25 protein-coding genes and 1 rRNA gene are annotated in these 17,171 nt (G+C 49.5%); 2 read left to right on the top strand and 24 right to left on the bottom strand.

The genetic code is table 11. The features are described from left to right. The 3 genes from I8U17_RS06685 to I8U17_RS06695 all read right to left on the bottom strand — a co-directional run. Positions 1-148: ribosomal RNA gene (locus I8U17_RS06685) — 16S ribosomal RNA — on the bottom strand; the annotation flags it as partial. Between the two features lie 403 nt (positions 149-551). Further along, positions 552-971: an OsmC family protein gene (locus I8U17_RS06690; protein ID WP_033100577.1), complete on the bottom strand. Its 420-nt coding sequence runs from the start codon at positions 969-971 to the stop codon at positions 552-554. A gap of 11 nt (positions 972-982) precedes the next feature. Continuing rightward, positions 983-1,603, bottom strand: a complete 621-nt coding sequence (locus I8U17_RS06695) for a stage II sporulation protein M (protein ID WP_033100578.1) — start codon at positions 1,601-1,603, stop codon at positions 983-985. A gap of 91 nt (positions 1,604-1,694) precedes the next feature. Here I8U17_RS06695 and pdaB point away from each other — a divergent pair, with 91 nt between their 5' ends. Next, positions 1,695-2,459: a polysaccharide deacetylase family sporulation protein PdaB gene (gene pdaB / locus I8U17_RS06700; RefSeq protein WP_033100579.1), complete on the top strand. Its 765-nt coding sequence runs from the start codon at positions 1,695-1,697 to the stop codon at positions 2,457-2,459. Positions 2,460-2,535: 76 nt separating this feature from the next. Here the strand turns inward: pdaB and I8U17_RS06705 are convergent, their stop codons facing one another. Continuing rightward, positions 2,536-3,171: a KinB-signaling pathway activation protein gene (locus tag I8U17_RS06705; protein WP_198059198.1), complete on the bottom strand. Its 636-nt coding sequence runs from the start codon at positions 3,169-3,171 to the stop codon at positions 2,536-2,538. Positions 3,172-3,290: 119 nt separating this feature from the next. Between I8U17_RS06705 and gerD the strand changes: the two genes are divergently transcribed. Then, a complete protein-coding gene (gene gerD / locus I8U17_RS06710; RefSeq protein ID WP_052154119.1) occupies positions 3,291-3,914 on the top strand; it encodes a spore germination lipoprotein GerD in 624 nt (207 codons plus the stop codon). 54 nt (positions 3,915-3,968) lie between these two features. Here gerD and I8U17_RS06715 read toward each other — a convergent pair whose 3' ends face one another. The 20 genes from I8U17_RS06715 to rplO form a co-directional block, all read right to left on the bottom strand. Continuing rightward, positions 3,969-5,054, bottom strand: coding sequence for an Mrp/NBP35 family ATP-binding protein (locus tag I8U17_RS06715; RefSeq protein WP_033100581.1), 1,086 nt, complete (start codon positions 5,052-5,054; stop codon positions 3,969-3,971). A gap of 46 nt (positions 5,055-5,100) precedes the next feature. Next, positions 5,101-5,844: an N-acetylmuramoyl-L-alanine amidase CwlD gene (gene cwlD / locus I8U17_RS06720; protein ID WP_033100582.1), complete on the bottom strand. Its 744-nt coding sequence runs from the start codon at positions 5,842-5,844 to the stop codon at positions 5,101-5,103. A gap of 83 nt (positions 5,845-5,927) precedes the next feature. Further along, entirely contained in the window at positions 5,928-6,374 is a 447-nt protein-coding gene (locus I8U17_RS06725) for a hypothetical protein (RefSeq protein ID WP_033100583.1), read from the bottom strand. A gap of 92 nt (positions 6,375-6,466) precedes the next feature. Further along, complete coding sequence (rpsI, locus tag I8U17_RS06730) at positions 6,467-6,859, bottom strand: 30S ribosomal protein S9 (RefSeq protein WP_033100584.1); 393 nt, start codon at positions 6,857-6,859, stop codon at positions 6,467-6,469. Positions 6,860-6,877: 18 nt separating this feature from the next. Then, a complete protein-coding gene (gene rplM / locus I8U17_RS06735; RefSeq protein ID WP_033100585.1) occupies positions 6,878-7,315 on the bottom strand; it encodes a 50S ribosomal protein L13 in 438 nt (145 codons plus the stop codon). 164 nt (positions 7,316-7,479) lie between these two features. Continuing rightward, positions 7,480-8,259, bottom strand: a complete 780-nt coding sequence (gene truA / locus I8U17_RS06740; RefSeq protein ID WP_052154120.1) for a tRNA pseudouridine(38-40) synthase TruA — start codon at positions 8,257-8,259, stop codon at positions 7,480-7,482. Positions 8,260-8,304: 45 nt separating this feature from the next. Continuing rightward, entirely contained in the window at positions 8,305-9,096 is a 792-nt protein-coding gene (locus tag I8U17_RS06745; RefSeq protein WP_198059199.1) for an energy-coupling factor transporter transmembrane component T family protein, read from the bottom strand. Then, positions 9,093-9,956 carry an energy-coupling factor transporter ATPase gene (locus tag I8U17_RS06750; RefSeq protein WP_198056023.1) on the bottom strand — a complete coding sequence of 288 codons (864 nt, stop codon included), beginning with the start codon at positions 9,954-9,956 and terminating at the stop codon, positions 9,093-9,095. Before I8U17_RS06750 ends, I8U17_RS06745 begins: the two co-directional genes overlap by 4 nt. Beyond that, complete coding sequence (locus I8U17_RS06755; RefSeq protein WP_033100588.1) at positions 9,932-10,780, bottom strand: energy-coupling factor transporter ATPase; 849 nt, start codon at positions 10,778-10,780, stop codon at positions 9,932-9,934. Before I8U17_RS06755 ends, I8U17_RS06750 begins: the two co-directional genes overlap by 25 nt. Before the next feature lie 78 nt (positions 10,781-10,858). Further along, the gene (gene rplQ, locus I8U17_RS06760; protein WP_033100589.1) at positions 10,859-11,251 is read right to left on the bottom strand and encodes a 50S ribosomal protein L17; all 393 of its coding nucleotides are present in this window, start codon (positions 11,249-11,251) and stop codon (positions 10,859-10,861) included. A gap of 24 nt (positions 11,252-11,275) precedes the next feature. Next, on the bottom strand, positions 11,276-12,220 hold the full coding sequence (locus tag I8U17_RS06765) for a DNA-directed RNA polymerase subunit alpha (RefSeq protein ID WP_198056022.1): 945 nt from the start codon (positions 12,218-12,220) through the stop codon (positions 11,276-11,278). 163 nt (positions 12,221-12,383) lie between these two features. Then, positions 12,384-12,782, bottom strand: a complete 399-nt coding sequence (gene rpsK / locus I8U17_RS06770; RefSeq protein ID WP_198056021.1) for a 30S ribosomal protein S11 — start codon at positions 12,780-12,782, stop codon at positions 12,384-12,386. Positions 12,783-12,801: 19 nt separating this feature from the next. After that, the gene (rpsM, locus tag I8U17_RS06775) at positions 12,802-13,170 is read right to left on the bottom strand and encodes a 30S ribosomal protein S13 (protein WP_033100592.1); all 369 of its coding nucleotides are present in this window, start codon (positions 13,168-13,170) and stop codon (positions 12,802-12,804) included. Between the two features lie 19 nt (positions 13,171-13,189). Then, positions 13,190-13,303, bottom strand: coding sequence for a 50S ribosomal protein L36 (rpmJ, locus tag I8U17_RS06780; protein ID WP_022738894.1), 114 nt, complete (start codon positions 13,301-13,303; stop codon positions 13,190-13,192). A 53-nt stretch (positions 13,304-13,356) separates the two neighbouring features. Then, positions 13,357-13,575 (bottom strand): translation initiation factor IF-1, encoded by a 219-nt coding sequence (gene infA / locus I8U17_RS06785; protein WP_033100593.1) that lies wholly within the window; start codon positions 13,573-13,575, stop codon positions 13,357-13,359. A gap of 4 nt (positions 13,576-13,579) precedes the next feature. After that, a complete protein-coding gene (locus tag I8U17_RS06790; protein WP_033100594.1) occupies positions 13,580-13,879 on the bottom strand; it encodes a KOW domain-containing RNA-binding protein in 300 nt (99 codons plus the stop codon). Positions 13,880-13,900: 21 nt separating this feature from the next. Further along, positions 13,901-14,647: a type I methionyl aminopeptidase gene (map, locus tag I8U17_RS06795; RefSeq protein ID WP_198056020.1), complete on the bottom strand. Its 747-nt coding sequence runs from the start codon at positions 14,645-14,647 to the stop codon at positions 13,901-13,903. After that, a complete protein-coding gene (locus tag I8U17_RS06800) occupies positions 14,644-15,297 on the bottom strand; it encodes an adenylate kinase (protein ID WP_033100596.1) in 654 nt (217 codons plus the stop codon). Before I8U17_RS06800 ends, map begins: the two co-directional genes overlap by 4 nt. 115 nt (positions 15,298-15,412) lie before the next feature. Next, complete coding sequence (gene secY / locus I8U17_RS06805; RefSeq protein WP_033100597.1) at positions 15,413-16,714, bottom strand: preprotein translocase subunit SecY; 1,302 nt, start codon at positions 16,712-16,714, stop codon at positions 15,413-15,415. Beyond that, the gene (rplO, locus tag I8U17_RS06810; protein ID WP_033100598.1) at positions 16,714-17,154 is read right to left on the bottom strand and encodes a 50S ribosomal protein L15; all 441 of its coding nucleotides are present in this window, start codon (positions 17,152-17,154) and stop codon (positions 16,714-16,716) included. The genes secY and rplO overlap by 1 nt, the downstream gene beginning before the upstream one ends. Between the last annotated feature and the right edge of the window lie 17 nt (positions 17,155-17,171).

Raw genomic sequence — 17,171 nt, forward strand, 5'->3', positions numbered from 1 at the left:
GTTATCCCCGTCTTGCGGGCAGGTTGCCCACGTGTTACTCACCCGTTCGCCGCTAGGTCCGATCCCGAAGGATCTTCCCCCGCACGACTTGCATGTATTAGGCACGCCGCCAGCGTTCATCCTGAGCCAGGATCAAACTCTCCGATAAAGATCTAGCTCAAAAAGAATTAACAGGTCATGCTTCACTCTTTAGTTTTCAAGGAACACATTATTGTTTTTTCTCAATTGCCGCTTTCTTGCGGCGACATTAGCTATATTAACACGCCTCAGAAAAGGTGTCAACATTTTTTTGATAAATATTTAACCGCCATTGATAAAAATCATTTCCCTTTGGCATAAGGAAAACAGATTACCACCTGTTATCCTTTTCTTCTAAAGTCAACCAAACAGGCGGAGACCTTTTGTCCCCGCCTGTTTCGCGTTTCACCTGACGCAGCTTCCCTGCAATCGGTGACGGCACGCGATGCCCGATAACCCCGTATTTGGAGAAATCCGGGGAACACCTGCTTTCCTTTTCCCTGTTGAAATGTGGAGCATTCCGTTCACAATTCTTAAACCTCGTAACGCTCCCCGTTAATTTCAAAACTGGTCGTTACCTTGCTGCTCAACGAATTGGAAACGGAACAGTATTTTTCAACCGACAATTTCACCGCGCGACGCACTTTTTCCTCAGGAAGGTCGCCTGTCAATTTATAGTGCATATGAACATGAGTAAATCGCCGCGGATGCTCTTCTGCCCTTTCCCCGCTCACCTCCATTGAAAAAGATGCAACCTCCAAACGCATCTTGCGCAAAATGTCAACAATATCAATACCCGAGCAGGTGCCTACCGCCGACAAAAGAATTTCTGTCGGGCGCGGTCCCAAATTTTCGCCTCCGACTTCCGGAGAGGCATCAAGTGAAAGTTGATGCCCGGAACCCGTCGTCGTCTCAAAATGCATTTTACCTTTCCAAACAATATCCACTTTCATCTCATTTCCTCCTATCCAAGCGGTTTAACATAAAGAATCAGGCTTGCTTCAATAAGGGCCGCAATCAAAAGCAGCGAAACAATCGTCAAGAGAATGGGGATGATTCTTCTCCGAATCCCCTGCCACTCCTCTTTGCTTCTTTCCATCAGCACAGGGGAGACAAAACTGAAAAACCGGCGAAGCACCGCCATTCCCAGATGAATGCCAAACGCAGCAGCCAAAATCGCCGCCGGAAGCTCAACGATTCCGTGAGGCAGGATCGTTGTCAAAAAAACAAACAGGGGCGAAGCATGACTCTCTGATGCAGCCAGGTGTAAAGTAACCCCCAGCATCAACCCGTTCGTCAGCATTGAAAAGAAAGGAACGAGTCCCAAAAGGAGCCCGAGCCCAATCATCGTAACAGAGGCGAGCAAATTATTGGCAAAAATCGTCAAAAAGGCATGCAGAAAGGTCGGGTTATGGTCGATTGATTTGGCGATTTGCTCCAGTTGGTCAAAAATCCCTGCTGCTTTTAACGTGCGTAACAATCCGTTTGTATTGAGATATCCCATGATGGCACTCACGATAAAAACGACGGTCGACATCCCGATGTACCGGCTTTCCTCCCGCAGTGCCCTGGTCCAGTTTCTCATGCTTCCACTCCTTTTTCGGACAATCCAATCATAACCCTCGTCCATCCGCATACATTTAATTATAGATCGAAACTTGGGAGGGTCGCCAACAATGAACTATTTTCTGGTCTTATCCGGCAAGCGGCTCAAGCGTGCGCTCATGATTTTAATCGCGTTCCTTTTTGCCGCCGGCATCTTTTATGCAGAAAATGAAAACATTCAAGTCTTCATGCCACTTGACCCTGGTCCATCTGCCATTTACAGTGTGGATACCAATAAAAAACAAGTTGCCCTCACCTTTGATATCAGCTGGGGAGAGGAACGCACCGGGCCAATCCTGGATGTATTGGAGCAAAAAGGGTTAAAGAAAGCCACCTTCTTCCTCTCTTCTCCATGGGCCGAAAGTCATCCCGATCTGGTCAAACGCATTGTAGACATGGGATATGAAATCGGAAGCCATGGTCACCGCCATGATAATTATAGCGAGTACAACGATCAGCAAATTCGCACGCAGATTGGAAAAGCCGATGCGATCCTGACAAAATTAACGGGGAAAAAGCCCAAATTAATTCGCTTTCCCAACGGAGACTTTGACAAACGCGTGCTTCAGATCGCCGGACAGATGGGGTACACCACCATTCAATGGGACACGGATTCCTTTGACTGGATGAATCCCGGCAAAGAAAAGATCGTGAAACGCGTATTGAGCAAGGTCCATCCCGGAGATATCATTCTCATGCACGCCAGTGATTCATGCCGCCAAACTCATGAAGCGCTGCCGGAAATTATCGACTCCCTGAGAAAGCAGGGTTATCAGTTTGTGACGGTTTCGGAATTGATCTCCGGTTCCAGAGTGGATACGAAATCGGTCGATTGAGCCCATCACCTCAGCTGAGCTGCACGGAGAGAACAGCAGTATAAACCAATCGGCACAGAAAAAGCCAGGCTTTGCATCATTTGATGCCCGGAGCCGGCTTTTGCTTTGTTTCCTTTCGCAGAAGTTTGCGGTTGGTGCCAGGCGCAGCAAGGCGATGAAGCTGCAGAATTTGCCATGCATTGCAAATGAGGAGAACAATGACGGTATGCAGAATCATGAGCAGCGGAATTTCCCCCGCTTTGGTATGGAAGGTTGGTACCGCCTCAATCACCGTTGCGACTACCATAAAAAAGAATGTGGGAACGTAGGCCGTTTTTTGCGTCCACTTCACCTTGAGTCCGGCAACAATGAACGCGGCGAGCAAGACGGTGAATGGAACGAGCAGATGCAGCCAGAGCGATTCTCCATTAAATTTCGACAAATTGAGATAAACCCAATCTCCCAGCACAATCAACATAAGAAACAGCAGAAACAGATCATAGGCGCTTTTTTGCCGAATCAAACCCTTGGCCAGCCAATTGAAGACGAGGAAAGAGAAAAATCCCAATTCCGCCAGAGCCGCCAATGTCAAACTCAGCAAAAGCTGTTTGGGAATGGGTCCAAATAAATCACTTCCGGCTGACCATTCGAAAATCGAGCTCAGGATCAAGGCGGATGCCCCGCCGATGAACAATGTCGACCAAAACCAATAGAGCAGTTTTTTCAGTGTCATCCCTTATTCTCTCCTGTTCGCTGTCCTGCCTTCGATTTTAGCAGATTTCGATCTTCGCATAAAGAAAAGTCCCCCATGACATATTAAGATTAGCATAGCTTGAAACGGAGGAGCAAAGATTGATACATCGCATAAAGTGGTTTTTTCCGATCCTGACCGTCTTTCTTCTTATTTCCTGCAGCTCCAACCAGTCTCAATCCCAAGAACCCGATTATCAAAAAATCAAAGAGATTACCCTGGATGTTTTACATACGGCCGAAGGCAAAAAAGTACTTCAAGATGTGATGTCCGATCCGGAATTCAAACAAAAGATCATGTTAAACAGCCAGGAGCTGGAAAAAGCATTGGCCAAATCCCTTTCTGATCAAAATTCAAAAAAGGATTGGCAGAAAGTGTTTGGAGATCCGGAAGTGGCAGGCAATCTGGCCAAATCAACACAGGAGCAGTCCAAGCAAACCCTGAAAATCTTGATGAAAGACCCTGAGTATCAAAAGATGATGTTGGATCTGATGAAAGATCCGCAGTTCTCGGCCCATCTTCTGGAACTGATGAAAAGTCAGCAGTACCGCCAGCAAAGCCTGAAAATTTTCCAAGAACTGATGCAAACGCCCAGCTTCCAAAAACAGATTACGCAAATCTTGCAACAAGCGAAAAAGCAAAAACAAGGTAAAGAGGAAGGTTCAGGCGAAGGCGGAGATGGAGGAGAAGGTGGAGACAGCCAGGGAGACAGCGGCAGCTCATGATAAAGCCGATGGGCGGTTGTCTAAAAGACCGCCCATCTTGCTTTCGCTTAAGTTTTAAGAGACCTGCACCTTGCGGATGATTTTACGGGCCAGCTCCTGATACAGAGATGCTGTCGGATGATTTTCCGGGTAAACCGAGGGCGCATACCCGGGATCATCCACACTTTCATATTGCGGGGCTCCGAGCGGAATTTGGGCGAGCAGGTCCACATGAAGCTCCTCAGCCAGCTTCTGACCGCCTCCGCGACCGAAGATATATTCCCGTTCCCCGTATTTATTTTGATACCAGGCCATATTTTCCACCACACCGAGCAACTCGTGTTTTGTCAGATGAACGGCCATCGCTCCCGCCCTGGCGGCGACAAAAGCTGCAGTGGCATGCGGCGTGGTTACAATAATCTCTTTGCTTTTCGGAATCAGTTGATGTACATCAAGAGCAACATCCCCGGTTCCAGGCGGCAAATCGAGAAGCATATAATCGAGGTCCCCCCAATGAACCTCACTGAAAAAGTTGCGCAGCATTTTGCCCAACATCGGCCCGCGCCAGACAACCGGAGAATTGTCTTCCACGAAAAAGCCCATCGACATCACTTTCACGCCAAACCGTTCAACCGGGAGAATCGTGTCACCGATCACCACCGGCCGTTGCTCGATTCCCATCATGTCCGGGACACTGAACCCATAAATATCGGCATCGATCACGCCGACTTTTTTTCCTTCACGGGCAAGAGCCACTGCCAGGTTCACCGTTACCGTTGATTTTCCGACACCGCCCTTGCCGCTGGCAATCGCAATAAATTGAGTAGAGCTGTCCGGTCCCAGAAGCGGACTGCCTGCCTGAGCCTGTCCGCCGCTTTGCCCCTGACGCAGGGAGGAGGCCAGCGCAGCTCTTTCTTCATCCGTCATCGAACCGAAATGAACCTCAACCGTTTCCGCACCCAGATTGCGAATCGCCTGCTCAACGTCTTCCTGAATTTTTATTTTTAATGGACACCCCTGAATCGTCAGAATCACATCGAGTGAAACTTCTTTTCCTTTAATCCGTATATTGCGGATCATATTGAGTTCAACCAAACTCCTATTCAATTCCGGGTCTTTTACTTCCTTTAATGCTTCAAGAATTTTTTCTTTGGTTAACATGGGAAAGACACCTCAGCTGAAAACGTTTTAACTCCATTATAGCACATCACTTATCAAAGAGCGGCGGCGGTTCTTTCCCTGTATAAAACCGTATCAGCCCCAGATAGATCGATGCGGCCACTTTTTTTTGGTACGTATCCGTTGCCAGTAATCGGGCTTCCTCCGGGTTGGACAAAAAACCGACTTCCACCAGGGCGGTCGGAACGGGCGAGTGTTTGAGAATGTATACATCTCCCTTTTGTTTGGCCAGACGGTTGGTATTTTCGAGGTTTCGGATCAGTTCGGCCTGAATAAAGGTGGCCAGCCGTTTGTTCTCTTCACGAACCGGGTTGTAAAAGGTTTGCGCTCCGGACCATCGAGAGGACGGAATCGCATTGAGATGAATGCTGACGAAGGCGTCCACATTTTTCTCCTTAATCAAATAAATGCGGCGCATCAAGTCTTCCGCTTTGCGCAACCGCAACCGTTTGGTATCCGGTTGGGCCAGATCCGTATCCGTTTCACGCGTCAGAAAGACCAGCGCACCCGCTCCATGCAAATAATCCTGCAAGTAACGCGCGATTTTCAGGGTAATCTCTTTTTCGACAATGCCGTCCTGGCTGACTGCCCCTCCATCAGGTCCTCCGTGTCCCGCATCGATCATAATCACTTTGCCCGAAAGCGGCATATACCAAGCATCTTTTACCTGATCAGAAAAAAAGTCCGCAATCCAGAGAAAACCGATCAGAAAAAAAACGACCGCCAGTAGGACAATCTTGGCTGTCCGGCTTTCTTTGATCTTGACCCTCATCGACCTCGCCTCACTTACCCAAACTCTTCAGTTATGTATATGGGACGAAGTCTCTCATTATGTATGCAAGGCGGGACGGACGCTTATTTCTTCTTGCGGCCCGCCTTTTTCCCCATGATAAACCACTGCCTGCCAAGCTCTTGCATCAGAATCTCCACTGATTCGGCACTCCACTCATCCAACCAGCGATGCAGGTTGAATTCATCCATCAACTCTTTGAGCAACCGGTCACATGCTTTTTGTCCAAACAGGGACAAATCATCGTCCTTGCGATTTCTAAAGAAAATGCCTTTTACCCATCCATCCTTTTTGCCTTCCTTCATCCCGGCCACATACGCTTCAAAAACCAGACGGTACAATAATTCCAAAAGGATCACCTTGCGCGAAGCCGGCCAAAAACGGGTCAGCGGATCGACCAATTCGCCTTTGATCCGATCCATTTCCTCCCAAGGGAAACGGGAGAGGGCGCATTCACGTATTTCTTCATCTCTGCGAATGCGCAGATGTTCAATATCGATGATCTCCGCCATCATTCACCGCTCCTTTGTCACACATGGGATATCCATAGTGTTGACAAAGGGATGAAAAAAAACCCCCCGACGAATCGGGGAGTTTTTGAACATTAGCGTTTGGAGAATTGCGGTGCACGACGTGCGGCTTTGAGACCGTATTTTTTACGTTCTTTCATCCGCGGGTCGCGAGTCAGGAAACCAGCTTTTTTCAAGGCCGGGCGCAGTTCCGGATCCACTTTGAGCAGTGCACGGGCAATTCCGTGGCGAATGGCGCCGGCTTGACCGGTGAAACCGCCGCCGTTTACGTTTACGAGCACATCATAACGGTCGAGCGTATTGGTCAACACCAAAGGCTGACGCACAATCGCTTTTAAAGTTTCCAGACCAAAGTAGTCATCGATATTCCGTTTGTTGATGACAATCCGTCCATCGCCGGCAACCAGGCGAACGCGAGCGACCGATTCCTTACGGCGACCGGTTCCATAGAATTGAACTTGTGCCAAATCGGTTACCTCCTTTTATTAACCACGCAGTTCCCACTCAACCGGCTGTTGAGCCTGATGAGGATGTTCGGAACCTGCGTATACTTTTAATTTTTTAAACTGTTGACGACCCAAGCTTCCTTTCGGGAGCATCCCTTTTACAGCGAGTTCGATCATACGCTCGGGATGTTTGATCCGCATTTCGCTGGCCGTAGTCGATTTCAAGCCGCCCGGATATCCGGAATGGCGATAATAAACTTTTTTCGACCATTTTTTCCCGGTCAATTCAACTTGTGCTGCGTTGATGACGATCACAAAATCGCCCGTATCCACGTGGGGAGTAAATTCAGGTTTATGTTTTCCACGCAGGATGGATGCAACTTCAGATGCCAGGCGTCCCAATGTTTTGCCTTTCGCATCTACCACATACCATTTCCGTTCCACTTGCTCTGGCTTTGCCATAAAGGTGGTACGCATCATATTCCCTCCTCTATCAACAACGGGAATTCCGTTAATGTTGTCTTAGGTTAGAAGCATTGAAAAATGTGTGACTTTCTTCGCGCCGAACAAACTCCATCGGGGCATGGAGTGGAAAATACCAAGCGTTATCTTACCTTAAAAAGCGCGCAATGTCAAGAACCTCAAGGGGAGATAACGTTTGCGGAGCGATGAAAATCCTGCCAAGGCCGATATCCAACTTCAAGCAAAATTAATCCTTCCGGCGGAAACGTCGGACCGGCCAGGCGGCGATCCCGCCCCTCGAGAATGGCGGGAATTTGCTCCGGGTCCAAGTTTCTCCTTCCGACTTCATATAACGTGCCGGCAATAATCCGAACCATGTTATACAAAAACCCGTTCCCGGTCACTTCGATAAAAAAGCCGTGCGTATCTTCGCCTACTTCGCAGCGGTAAATCGTGCGCACCCGATCTTCAATCACCGTCTTTGCCGAACAGAAAGAGGTGAAATCATGAGTGCCGACGAGCCGGTCCGCAGCCCTCTGCATGGCTGGCTGATCGACTTCATACGGAAGATGGGTGCGAAAGCGGCGCTCAAACAAATCGGGAATGCGATGACGATCCGTTTGATAACGATACGTTTTCCAATATGCGCTCTTACGGGCATGAAAGTCCGATGCTGCTTCTTCTGCGGACAGAACAAGGATATCCCTGGGAAGCGACCGACGCAAAATATATGGATATTTATCGACAGGAATGGGGCTTGTTGTCTCAAAATGGCAAACTTGCCCCAAAGCATGCACACCTGCATCTGTCCGGCCCGAACCGTATATTTCAATCGGTTCACCGGTGATTCTGGTCAGCGTTTCCTGCAGAGTGCCCTGGATTGTCCGTTGTCCCGGTTGCGCCTGAAAACCGGAAAAATCAGTCCCGTCATAAGCAATGACCAATTTGATCTTCTTCATCATCTTCCTCCGTCCTTCATCCCGAAAGAACCGGGAAACCGCCGCCTATTCCAAAAAGCGGAGAACGAAAAATAAAAGAACTGCCACAATCAAAAGCCACCCATCAAGCGATGAAAATCGAAGCTGCCGCCATTTGGTTCTTCCCTCACTCCCGCGATATCCCCTGGCTTCCATCGCCAATGCCAACTCCTCCGCCCGGCGAAAAGCGGACAAGAACAAGGGGATCAAAACGGGAATATAGCTTTTGAGCCGCTTGATGAAAAAGCCCGTATCGAAATCGGCGCCTCTGGCTGACTGGGCTTTGCGAATCTTTTCCGTCTCTTCCCAGAGCAAGGGGATGAAACGAAGAGCGATCGACATCATCAGCGCGATTTCGTGCACCGGGATTTTAAATCGCTGCAAAGGTTTCAGCAGCCACTCGATGCCGTCGGTCAGATCGATGGGCGAGGTGGTAAATGTCAATAAAGAAGCGACTGAGATGAGGACAAACAACCGTGCTGAGACAAAAACCGCCTGCCTCAGCCCTTCCTGATAAATCGTGATAAACGGAAGTCGCAGCAGGGCTTCCCCGCCTTTGGTCATCAAAAGATGAAGAATCATGGTAAACAAGATGATGAATAATGCCGGACGGATTGCCCGTATAAAAACCGATACGGGAATGCGGGCCATTCCTGCCGCAACCAGCGTGAAGAAGAGCAGCACAGCGGTTGACCGCAAATGGTTTGCCCAGAAAACAAAAATCATAAACACCATTAAAAAGAGCCATTTAGCCCTGGAGTCCATCCGATGAACAAGGGAATCACCCGGGTAATACTGTCCCATTACAATCTGACTCATGGCAGTTCCCTCTTTTTGCGTCTTTCCTCCAGCAATCGTTCCAGCTCATCCAAGGTAAACACATCCTCAGGGAGCGGAGGGTCCAGCTTCCGGTTCAACAACTGAACAAACCGGGTGATCTCCGGCAATTCGAGATGATAGGAAGACAGGATATCAGCTCGGGAGAAGACTGCTTTTGCCGTCCCGCTCAACACGGACCGCCCCTCAGCCAGAACACAGAAACGATCGGCATACCGCACTGCCTGATCCATATCGTGCGAAACGAGAATAACCGTCACCCCGAAATCCTGATTAAGTCGCTTCAAAAGGCTTAAGATTTCCTCCTGCCCCTTCGGGTCCAAACCGGCCGCAGGTTCATCCAGGATCAGAATCTTCGGGCTCATCGCCAAAACTCCGGCAATCGCCACCCGCCTCATCTGTCCGCCGCTGAGCTGAAAGGGGGATCGGTCTGCCAGTTCCGAATCCAAACCAACCCATTCCATCGCCTGCTTCACTCTTCCATCCACTTCAGACTGCGGCAATCCCAGATTCGTCGGTCCAAAAGCGATATCCTTTGCCACTGTTTCTGCAAACAGCTGATGTTCGGGGTATTGAAAAACCAATCCGATCAACCGGCGCACATCGGCCGTCTGTTTGCGATTCGCGTCAATCAGATGGGAACCGATCCTAATTGTGCCCCGCGTTGGCCTGATCAAGCCGGCAATTGCCTGGATCAGCGTTGACTTTCCCGAGCCGGTCACACCCAAAATCGCCGTGAACGATCCGCCCGGAACTGTCAGATTCACCCCGTCGAGCGCTTTCTTCATCCACGGTGTTCCTGACTGGTATACCACTTCTAAATCTCTGACAACGATCTCCATATTTCCTCAACCAGTTCCTCTTTGCCCGAAATCGTCGGAGAAAGCGGCCATCCTTTGCCAAGGAGTCGCTGATGGAGCTCGATCTCCGGCGGAACGGCCAATCCCCACTGCTTTAGCATCACAGCCTTGGGATAAAGCACTTCAGACGGCAAATCAAGTTTCACTTCCCCCTGGTTCATGACAATCACCCGCTCAGCCCTGAACGCTTCCCTGGCGGAATGGGTGATGTGAATGATTGTCTTGCCCATGCGGTGAAGCTCCGCCGCAACCTGGCTCACATCATTTTTCCCCTGCGGGTCCAGCATGGAAGTCGCTTCGTCCAGTACAATCACGTCCGGCGACATGGCCAGCACTCCGGCCAATGCCAGCCGTTGCTTTTGTCCTCCCGAAAGATGGTGGGGCTCTCTCGCATTCATTCCGGAAAGGCCCACTGCCGCCAATGCACGTTCAATCCGATCTTTCATCTCGGAGCGCGGAACTCCCAGATTTTCGAGACCAAACGCGACATCATCCTCAACGGTGGTCGCGACGATCTGATTGTCGGGATTTTGAAACACCATGCCCACTCTGCGGCGTATTTCCCATAAATCGCTTTCGTTTGCCGTAGAGAGCCCTCCCACTTTGACTTCGCCCCGAACTGGCAGCAGAAGCCCGTTCAATAGCCGTGCCAATGTTGACTTTCCTGATCCGTTCGCACCGATGATGCTGACATATTCACCGGTCCGAAAGGTGAGATTGATCTTTTTTAACGCCCATTTTCCGCTTGATTCATTTTCCCCTTGATAACGAAACCAGACGTCAACGACTTGAATCATCGGTTCCATTTTTTCTCCTTAAAAGAAAAAAGGGTAAACGTCAGGACCAACCGGATCCTGCCCTCACCCTTTCTAGCTCATCATTGGTTACTTCACTAATTCCAAATAAACCATTGGAGCACCGTCGCCACGACGAGGTCCCAACTTAAGAATGCGCGTGTAACCACCATTACGCTCTTGGTAACGAGGAGCGATTTCGTCGAACAGCTTTTTCACTGCGTCCACGTTCTTGTTGTGGGTTACTTCTTCACCATCTTTTACTGTGTTGGAACGTGTCTTGCGAACAAACGCAGCCGCTTGACGACGAGCATGAAGATCGCCGCGTTTACCGAGGGTAATCATTTTTTCTACGATTGAACGAACTTCCTTCGCTTTCGCCTCGGTCGTTTCGATGCGTTCGTTGATGATGAGATCCGTTACCAAATCGCGAAGCAACGCCTTGCGCGCTCCGGAATTACGGCCAAGTTTGCTGTATGCCATCGTATTTCCCTCCCCCTACATGTATTAGTCATCTTTGCGCAAAGAGAGTCCAAGTTCAGCCAATTTCTCTTGAACTTCCTCAAGCGACTTCCGTCCGAGGTTGCGCACTTTCATCATGTCTTCTTCCGTTTTTTGTGTGAGCTCTTGAACCGTATTGATGCCGGCTCGTTTGAGACAGTTATAGGAACGTACGGAGAGATCCAGTTCCTCGATGGTCATCTCCATTACTTTTTCTTTCTTGTCTTCTTCTTTTTCGACCATGATTTCGGCATCTTTGGCCTGCTCCGTTAAACCGACGAATAGCATCAAATGCTCGTTCAGGATTTTGGCCCCAAGGCTCACGGCTTCATCTGGCTTTAAGGAGCCATTTGCCCATACTTCCAGGGTCAATTTATCGTAGTTGGTAACTTGTCCAACCCGTGTATTTTCAACTTGGTAGTTTACCCGTTCAATGGGAGTGTAGATCGAGTCAATCGGAATAACTCCGATCGGCTGATCCTCCCGTTTGTTTTTGTCAGCAGATACATATCCGCGACCACGATTCGCGGTCATTCGGATGCGAAGGTGAGCATCTTCGGCCAGAGTTGCGATATGAAGATCCGGATTCAGGACTTCTACATCGCTGTCTGCACGAATATCCCCCGCTTTTACTTCCCCGGGACCCTCGATGTCAATCTCAAGAACTTTCTCTTCATCCGAATGAATTTTAAGAGCCAATTGCTTCAAGTTGAGAATGATCTCCGTGGTATCTTCTACAACTCCAGGAATCGTGGAGAACTCATGCAATACCCCATCAATCTGGATGGTTGTAACGGCCGCACCTGGCAATGACGAGAGCAGGACACGGCGCAGAGAATTGCCCAGGGTAGTGCCGTATCCGCGTTCTAAGGGTTCCACCACAAACTTCCCATATCGATGATCTTCACTGATTTCCACAGTTTCGATCTTCGGCTTTTCGATTTCAATCATACGGCTCACAAACCCTCCTTCAGAACGTCGCGTTCCGGGCGTAATCCCACCTGACGGCAGACATTGATCGTGTATAAGGAATAAGACATGCCAAAATTAGTCCTATCCAGTATACACCATCTACAGGAAAAATAAACCACGGATCAGTTTTAAATCTAAAGAATTAAACACGGCGACGTTTTGGCGGACGGCAACCATTGTGAGGAATCGGTGTGACGTCTTTAATCAGGCTTACTTCCAATCCTGCCGCTTGCAGGGAACGAATTGCTGCTTCACGACCGGCACCCGGTCCTTTCACCAATACATCAACGGTTCTCATACCGTTGTCCATCGCGGTTTTTGCCGCTTGTTCCGCAGCCATTTGCGCGGCAAAAGGCGTGCTTTTACGGGAACCTTTAAAGCCCATCGTACCGGAACTTGCCCAGGCAACCGTATTTCCGCGCGGGTCGGTAATCGTGATAATCGTATTGTTAAAAGTGGAACGGATGTGCGCGATACCAGATTCAACGTTTTTGCGAACGCGACGTTTTACGCGTTGCGTAGTAGTTTTACGCTTTGCCACTGTTCTCCCTCCTTATTCGTTATTTTTTCTTGTTCGCTACCGTACGGCGAGGACCTTTACGGGTACGGGCGTTGGTTTTCGTGCGTTGACCGCGTACCGGCAATCCGCGACGATGGCGAATGCCACGGTAAGAACCGATCTCGATCAACCGTTTGATGTTGAGGGCAACTTCACGGCGAAGATCCCCTTCAACCACCAGGTTTTTATCGATAAAGCTCCGGAGTTTGGACACTTCGTCTTCCGTCAGATCACGAACGCGAGTATCCGGGTTGATTCCGGTAGCTTCCAGAATTCGTTTGGATTGAGAACGACCAATGCCATAGATATAAGTGAGCGCGATCTCTACGCGTTTTTCACGGGGCAAGTCGATACCTGCAATACGCGCCATGCCTTACACCTCCTTGAATTTAACCTTGTTTTTGCTTATGCTTGGGATTTTCGCAGATTACCATGACAGCCCCTTTGCGACGAATCACTTTGCACTTTTCGCAAATGGGCTTCACCGAAGGTCTTACTTTCATTTGAGCTACCTCCTGTCAAATATTAAGAGCCCCCTAAACTTCACAGACCGTCTTTACTTGTAACGGTAAGTGATCCGTCCACGGGTTAAATCATACGGAGAAAGTTGCACCGTCACTCTGTCACCCGGCAAGATGCGGATAAAGTGCATACGGATTTTACCAGAAACATGAGCCAAAACTTCATGACCGTTTTCCAACTCGACGCGGAACATGGCATTTGGCAGGGGCTCCTTGACGATCCCTTCTACCTCGATCACATCTTCTTTGGCCATTGATTCACTCTCCTTTTTGCTCAAGTTTGAGCAGATATTGGTTCAGGGCGTATCGCAACTTCGCATTGTTAACACGACCGTGACTCTTGATGGCGTCAGCTATTTCCAGATTTATCGTATTGGTAACTTGAATATGTTTCAAGTTTTTCTTTTTCGGGCAATCGGCTTTTCGCTGATCCCCATCGGCCAACAAGACAAAATGAGGCTCCTCAATGCCGATGATGACGGCATAATTTCCCGCATCACGCCCCCGCAATACGCGAACGATTTGTCCAAGACGAGGTCGACTGTCGACATCTGCCACGTTTATCACCCTTCACCTGGTTTACACTTTCGTGAGAATCTCATGGCCTTCATCCGTGATCGCAATCGTATGCTCGAAGTGAGCGCACAGAGAACCGTCAGTGGTAACAACCGTCCAGTTATCAGCGAGTGTACGAACAAACCGTTTTCCCGCATTCACCATCGGTTCAATTGCAAGGGTCATACCTGGCTTCAGGCGAGGACCTTTGCCGGGTAAACCGTAATTGGGAATACTCGGAGCTTCATGCAAGTTTTGCCCGATTCCGTGTCCGACATACTCCCGCACGATTGAAAAACCGGCACCTTCGGCATGTTTTTGAATCGCGTGGGAAACATCCCCCAGTCTTGCGCCTGGCTTTGCCTGTTCAAGACCTTTGTACAGGGATTCCTCGGTGACGGTGAGCAAACGTTCGGCTTCAGGGGAAATTTCCCCGACGCCGTACGTCCAAGCAGAATCACCATGATATCCGTCATAGCAGGCACCGATGTCCAAAGAGATGATATCTCCTTCGTTTAACACACGATTCCCCGGAATGCCATGAACCAGTTCCTCGTTCACGGAAGTGCATATGCTGCCCGGAAATCCGTTGTACCCTTTGAAGGAAGGAACAGCACCGAACCCGCGAATCACTTTTTCAGCGATTCGATCCAGCTCCTTGGTGGTGATGCCCGGGTGGATCGCTTTTTTCAGCTCCTGATGAGTCAAATATACGATTTTCCCAGCTTCCCTCATCCGTTCAAGCTCTTTAACCGATTTTAAGATAATCATGCTTTTAAACCTCGAATCAGTGACAAGATGGATTCTGTCACATTTTCGATCGGCTGTTCCCCATCAACACGATGAAGTTTACCAGTCGATTCATAGTAGTGAATCAAGTGTTGGGTTTGCTCAAGATTCACTTTCAAACGTTCTTTCACGGTCTCTATCGCGTCATCCGCCCGCTGATAAAGCTCTCCTCCACAGCGGTCGCAAACCCCTTCGACCTTGGGCGGTGCAAAGAGTACGTGATACGTAGCCCCGCAGTCGCGACAGATCCGTCTGCCCGTGAGGCGTTTAAGAAGTTCCTCTTCTGCAACCTCAATATAAAGAACCAGATCGATCGGGCGATTCAATTCATCCGTTAATTCGTCCAAAGCCTCGGCCTGTGGAACCGTTCTGGGAAAACCGTCCAATAAAAAGCCCTTGGCACAATCATCCTTGCCGAGCCGGTCGCGGACGATCCCGATCGTCACACGGTCAGGTACCAACTGGCCTTTATCCATATAGGACTTGGCTTCCATTCCCAGAGGGGTTTGTTCCTTAACAGCCGCTCGAAACATATCTCCCGTAGAAATATGCGGGATATCCAGCTCTTCCACGATTCGAGCTGCCTGTGTCCCTTTGCCGGCTCCGGGCAATCCCATCAGTACGATATTCAAGCGTCATCCCTCCCGGATCAGAATTCTACGGGCGGTCCGCATGACAGTTCACATCAGTGAGCTGGTGCTCATGCATAGTCCCCGGATGTAGCTCCGGGGGTGGCAAACAGAAAGTCTATTTATGCATAAAGCCCTTGTAATGGCGTTTAATCAGCTGGCTTTCAATCGTCTTCATCGTTTCAAGTGCAACCCCGACCACGATCAGAAGCGAGGTTCCCCCGATTTGCACATTGCTCGGAAGACCGGCAAGATTGATGAAGAAGATCGGCAAAATGGAAATCAGCGACAGAAAAATCGCGCCTGACAGCGTTAGACGATTCATGACCCGGGTTAAATAGGTGGTTGTATTCTTGCCCGGGCGAATCCCAGGAATAAAGCCGCCGTTTTTCTTCATCTGATCAGACAACTGAACCGGGTTAATCTGCACAAAGGTGTAGAAGTAAGTGAAACCGATAATCAGAATCACATACATTGCCGCACCGAGCGGGGAACGGGTGTAATCGAAGTTGTAGATAAACCAATCCGCAACCGGGTGTCCTTGCCAGAAGCTTGCAATCGTAACCGGGAACATCATCAAGGACAAGGCGAAGATTACCGGAATCACACCGGCCGCGTTCACTTTCATCGGAATGTGAGTCGATTGGCCGCCGTACATTTTACGTCCAACCACCCGTTTCGTATATTGAACGGGTATTCTCCTTACGCCCTGTTGGATATAGATCGTGGCGATAATGATAACCACAACCACCAACAAAAGCCCCACCGCTTTCAGGATACCGATAAACAGCTGTGCATTTTTGCCGAAGAAGGACGTATAGATCTGTCCGATGTGCATCGGGATGTTGGCCACGATCCCGGCAAAGATCAGAATGGAAATCCCGTTTCCGATCCCTTTGTCCGTGATCTGCTCACCCAACCACATGAGAAAGGTTGTGCCTGCCGTCAAAGTCAGAGCGATGAGTGCATAGCTCCAGACGCTGGTGTCCAATACAAAGCCCTGGTAGACCCTGTTGAAACCTATGGCAACTCCCACCGACTGGATCAGTGCCAAAACCACCGTAAAATAGCGGGTAAACTGAGCCAGTTTGCGGCGGCCCACCTCTCCCTCTTTTGCCCATCTTGCAAAAGCCGGGATGACATCCATCGTCAGCAACTGCACAATGATCGAAGCGGTGATGTAAGGCATAATCCCCATGGCGAAAATGGAGAAGTTGCGGAATGCCCCACCGGAAAAAGCGTTAATCAAACCAAATACGCCTTGACCGCCTCTCTCCATCATGCTCTGCAAGATCGCCGGGTCCGTGTTAGGAACCGGAATAAAGCTTCCGATTCGAAACACGACCAAGATCAAAAGCGTGAAAAAAATACGACGACGAAGATCTTCCACCTTAAAGATGTTACCCAGGTTCCGGATCATTAGATTACCTCCGTCGCTCCACCAGCGGCGTTGATTTTTTCAATCGCAGAGGCAGAGAATTTTTGAGCTTTTACCGTGAGTTTTTTGTTCAACTCACCATTGCCCAACACTTTCAACCCGTCTTTCAGATCTTTTACAACGCCTTGCTCTTTCAACAGTTCTGGAGTTACGACAGTTCCCTCTTCGAAGCGGTTGAGCACATCCAGGTTGATGATGGCATATTCCACTCGATTCGGGTTGGTAAATCCGCGCTTCGGCAAACGACGGTAAATCGGGTTTTGGCCGCCTTCAAAGCCAGGACGAACACCGCCACCGGAGCGTGCGTTTTGCCCTTTATGGCCTTTTCCGGCCGTTTTACCCTGGCCGGCAGAAATACCGCGGCCAAGCCGTTTTTTCTTGTGACGGGCACCCTCAGCCGGTTTCAGTTCATGCAGTTTCATTCCTCGCACCTCCTCTT

The organism is Thermoactinomyces sp. CICC 10521, from assembly GCF_016055135.1.
Taxonomy (GTDB): domain Bacteria; phylum Bacillota; class Bacilli; order Thermoactinomycetales; family Thermoactinomycetaceae; genus Thermoactinomyces_A; species Thermoactinomyces_A daqus.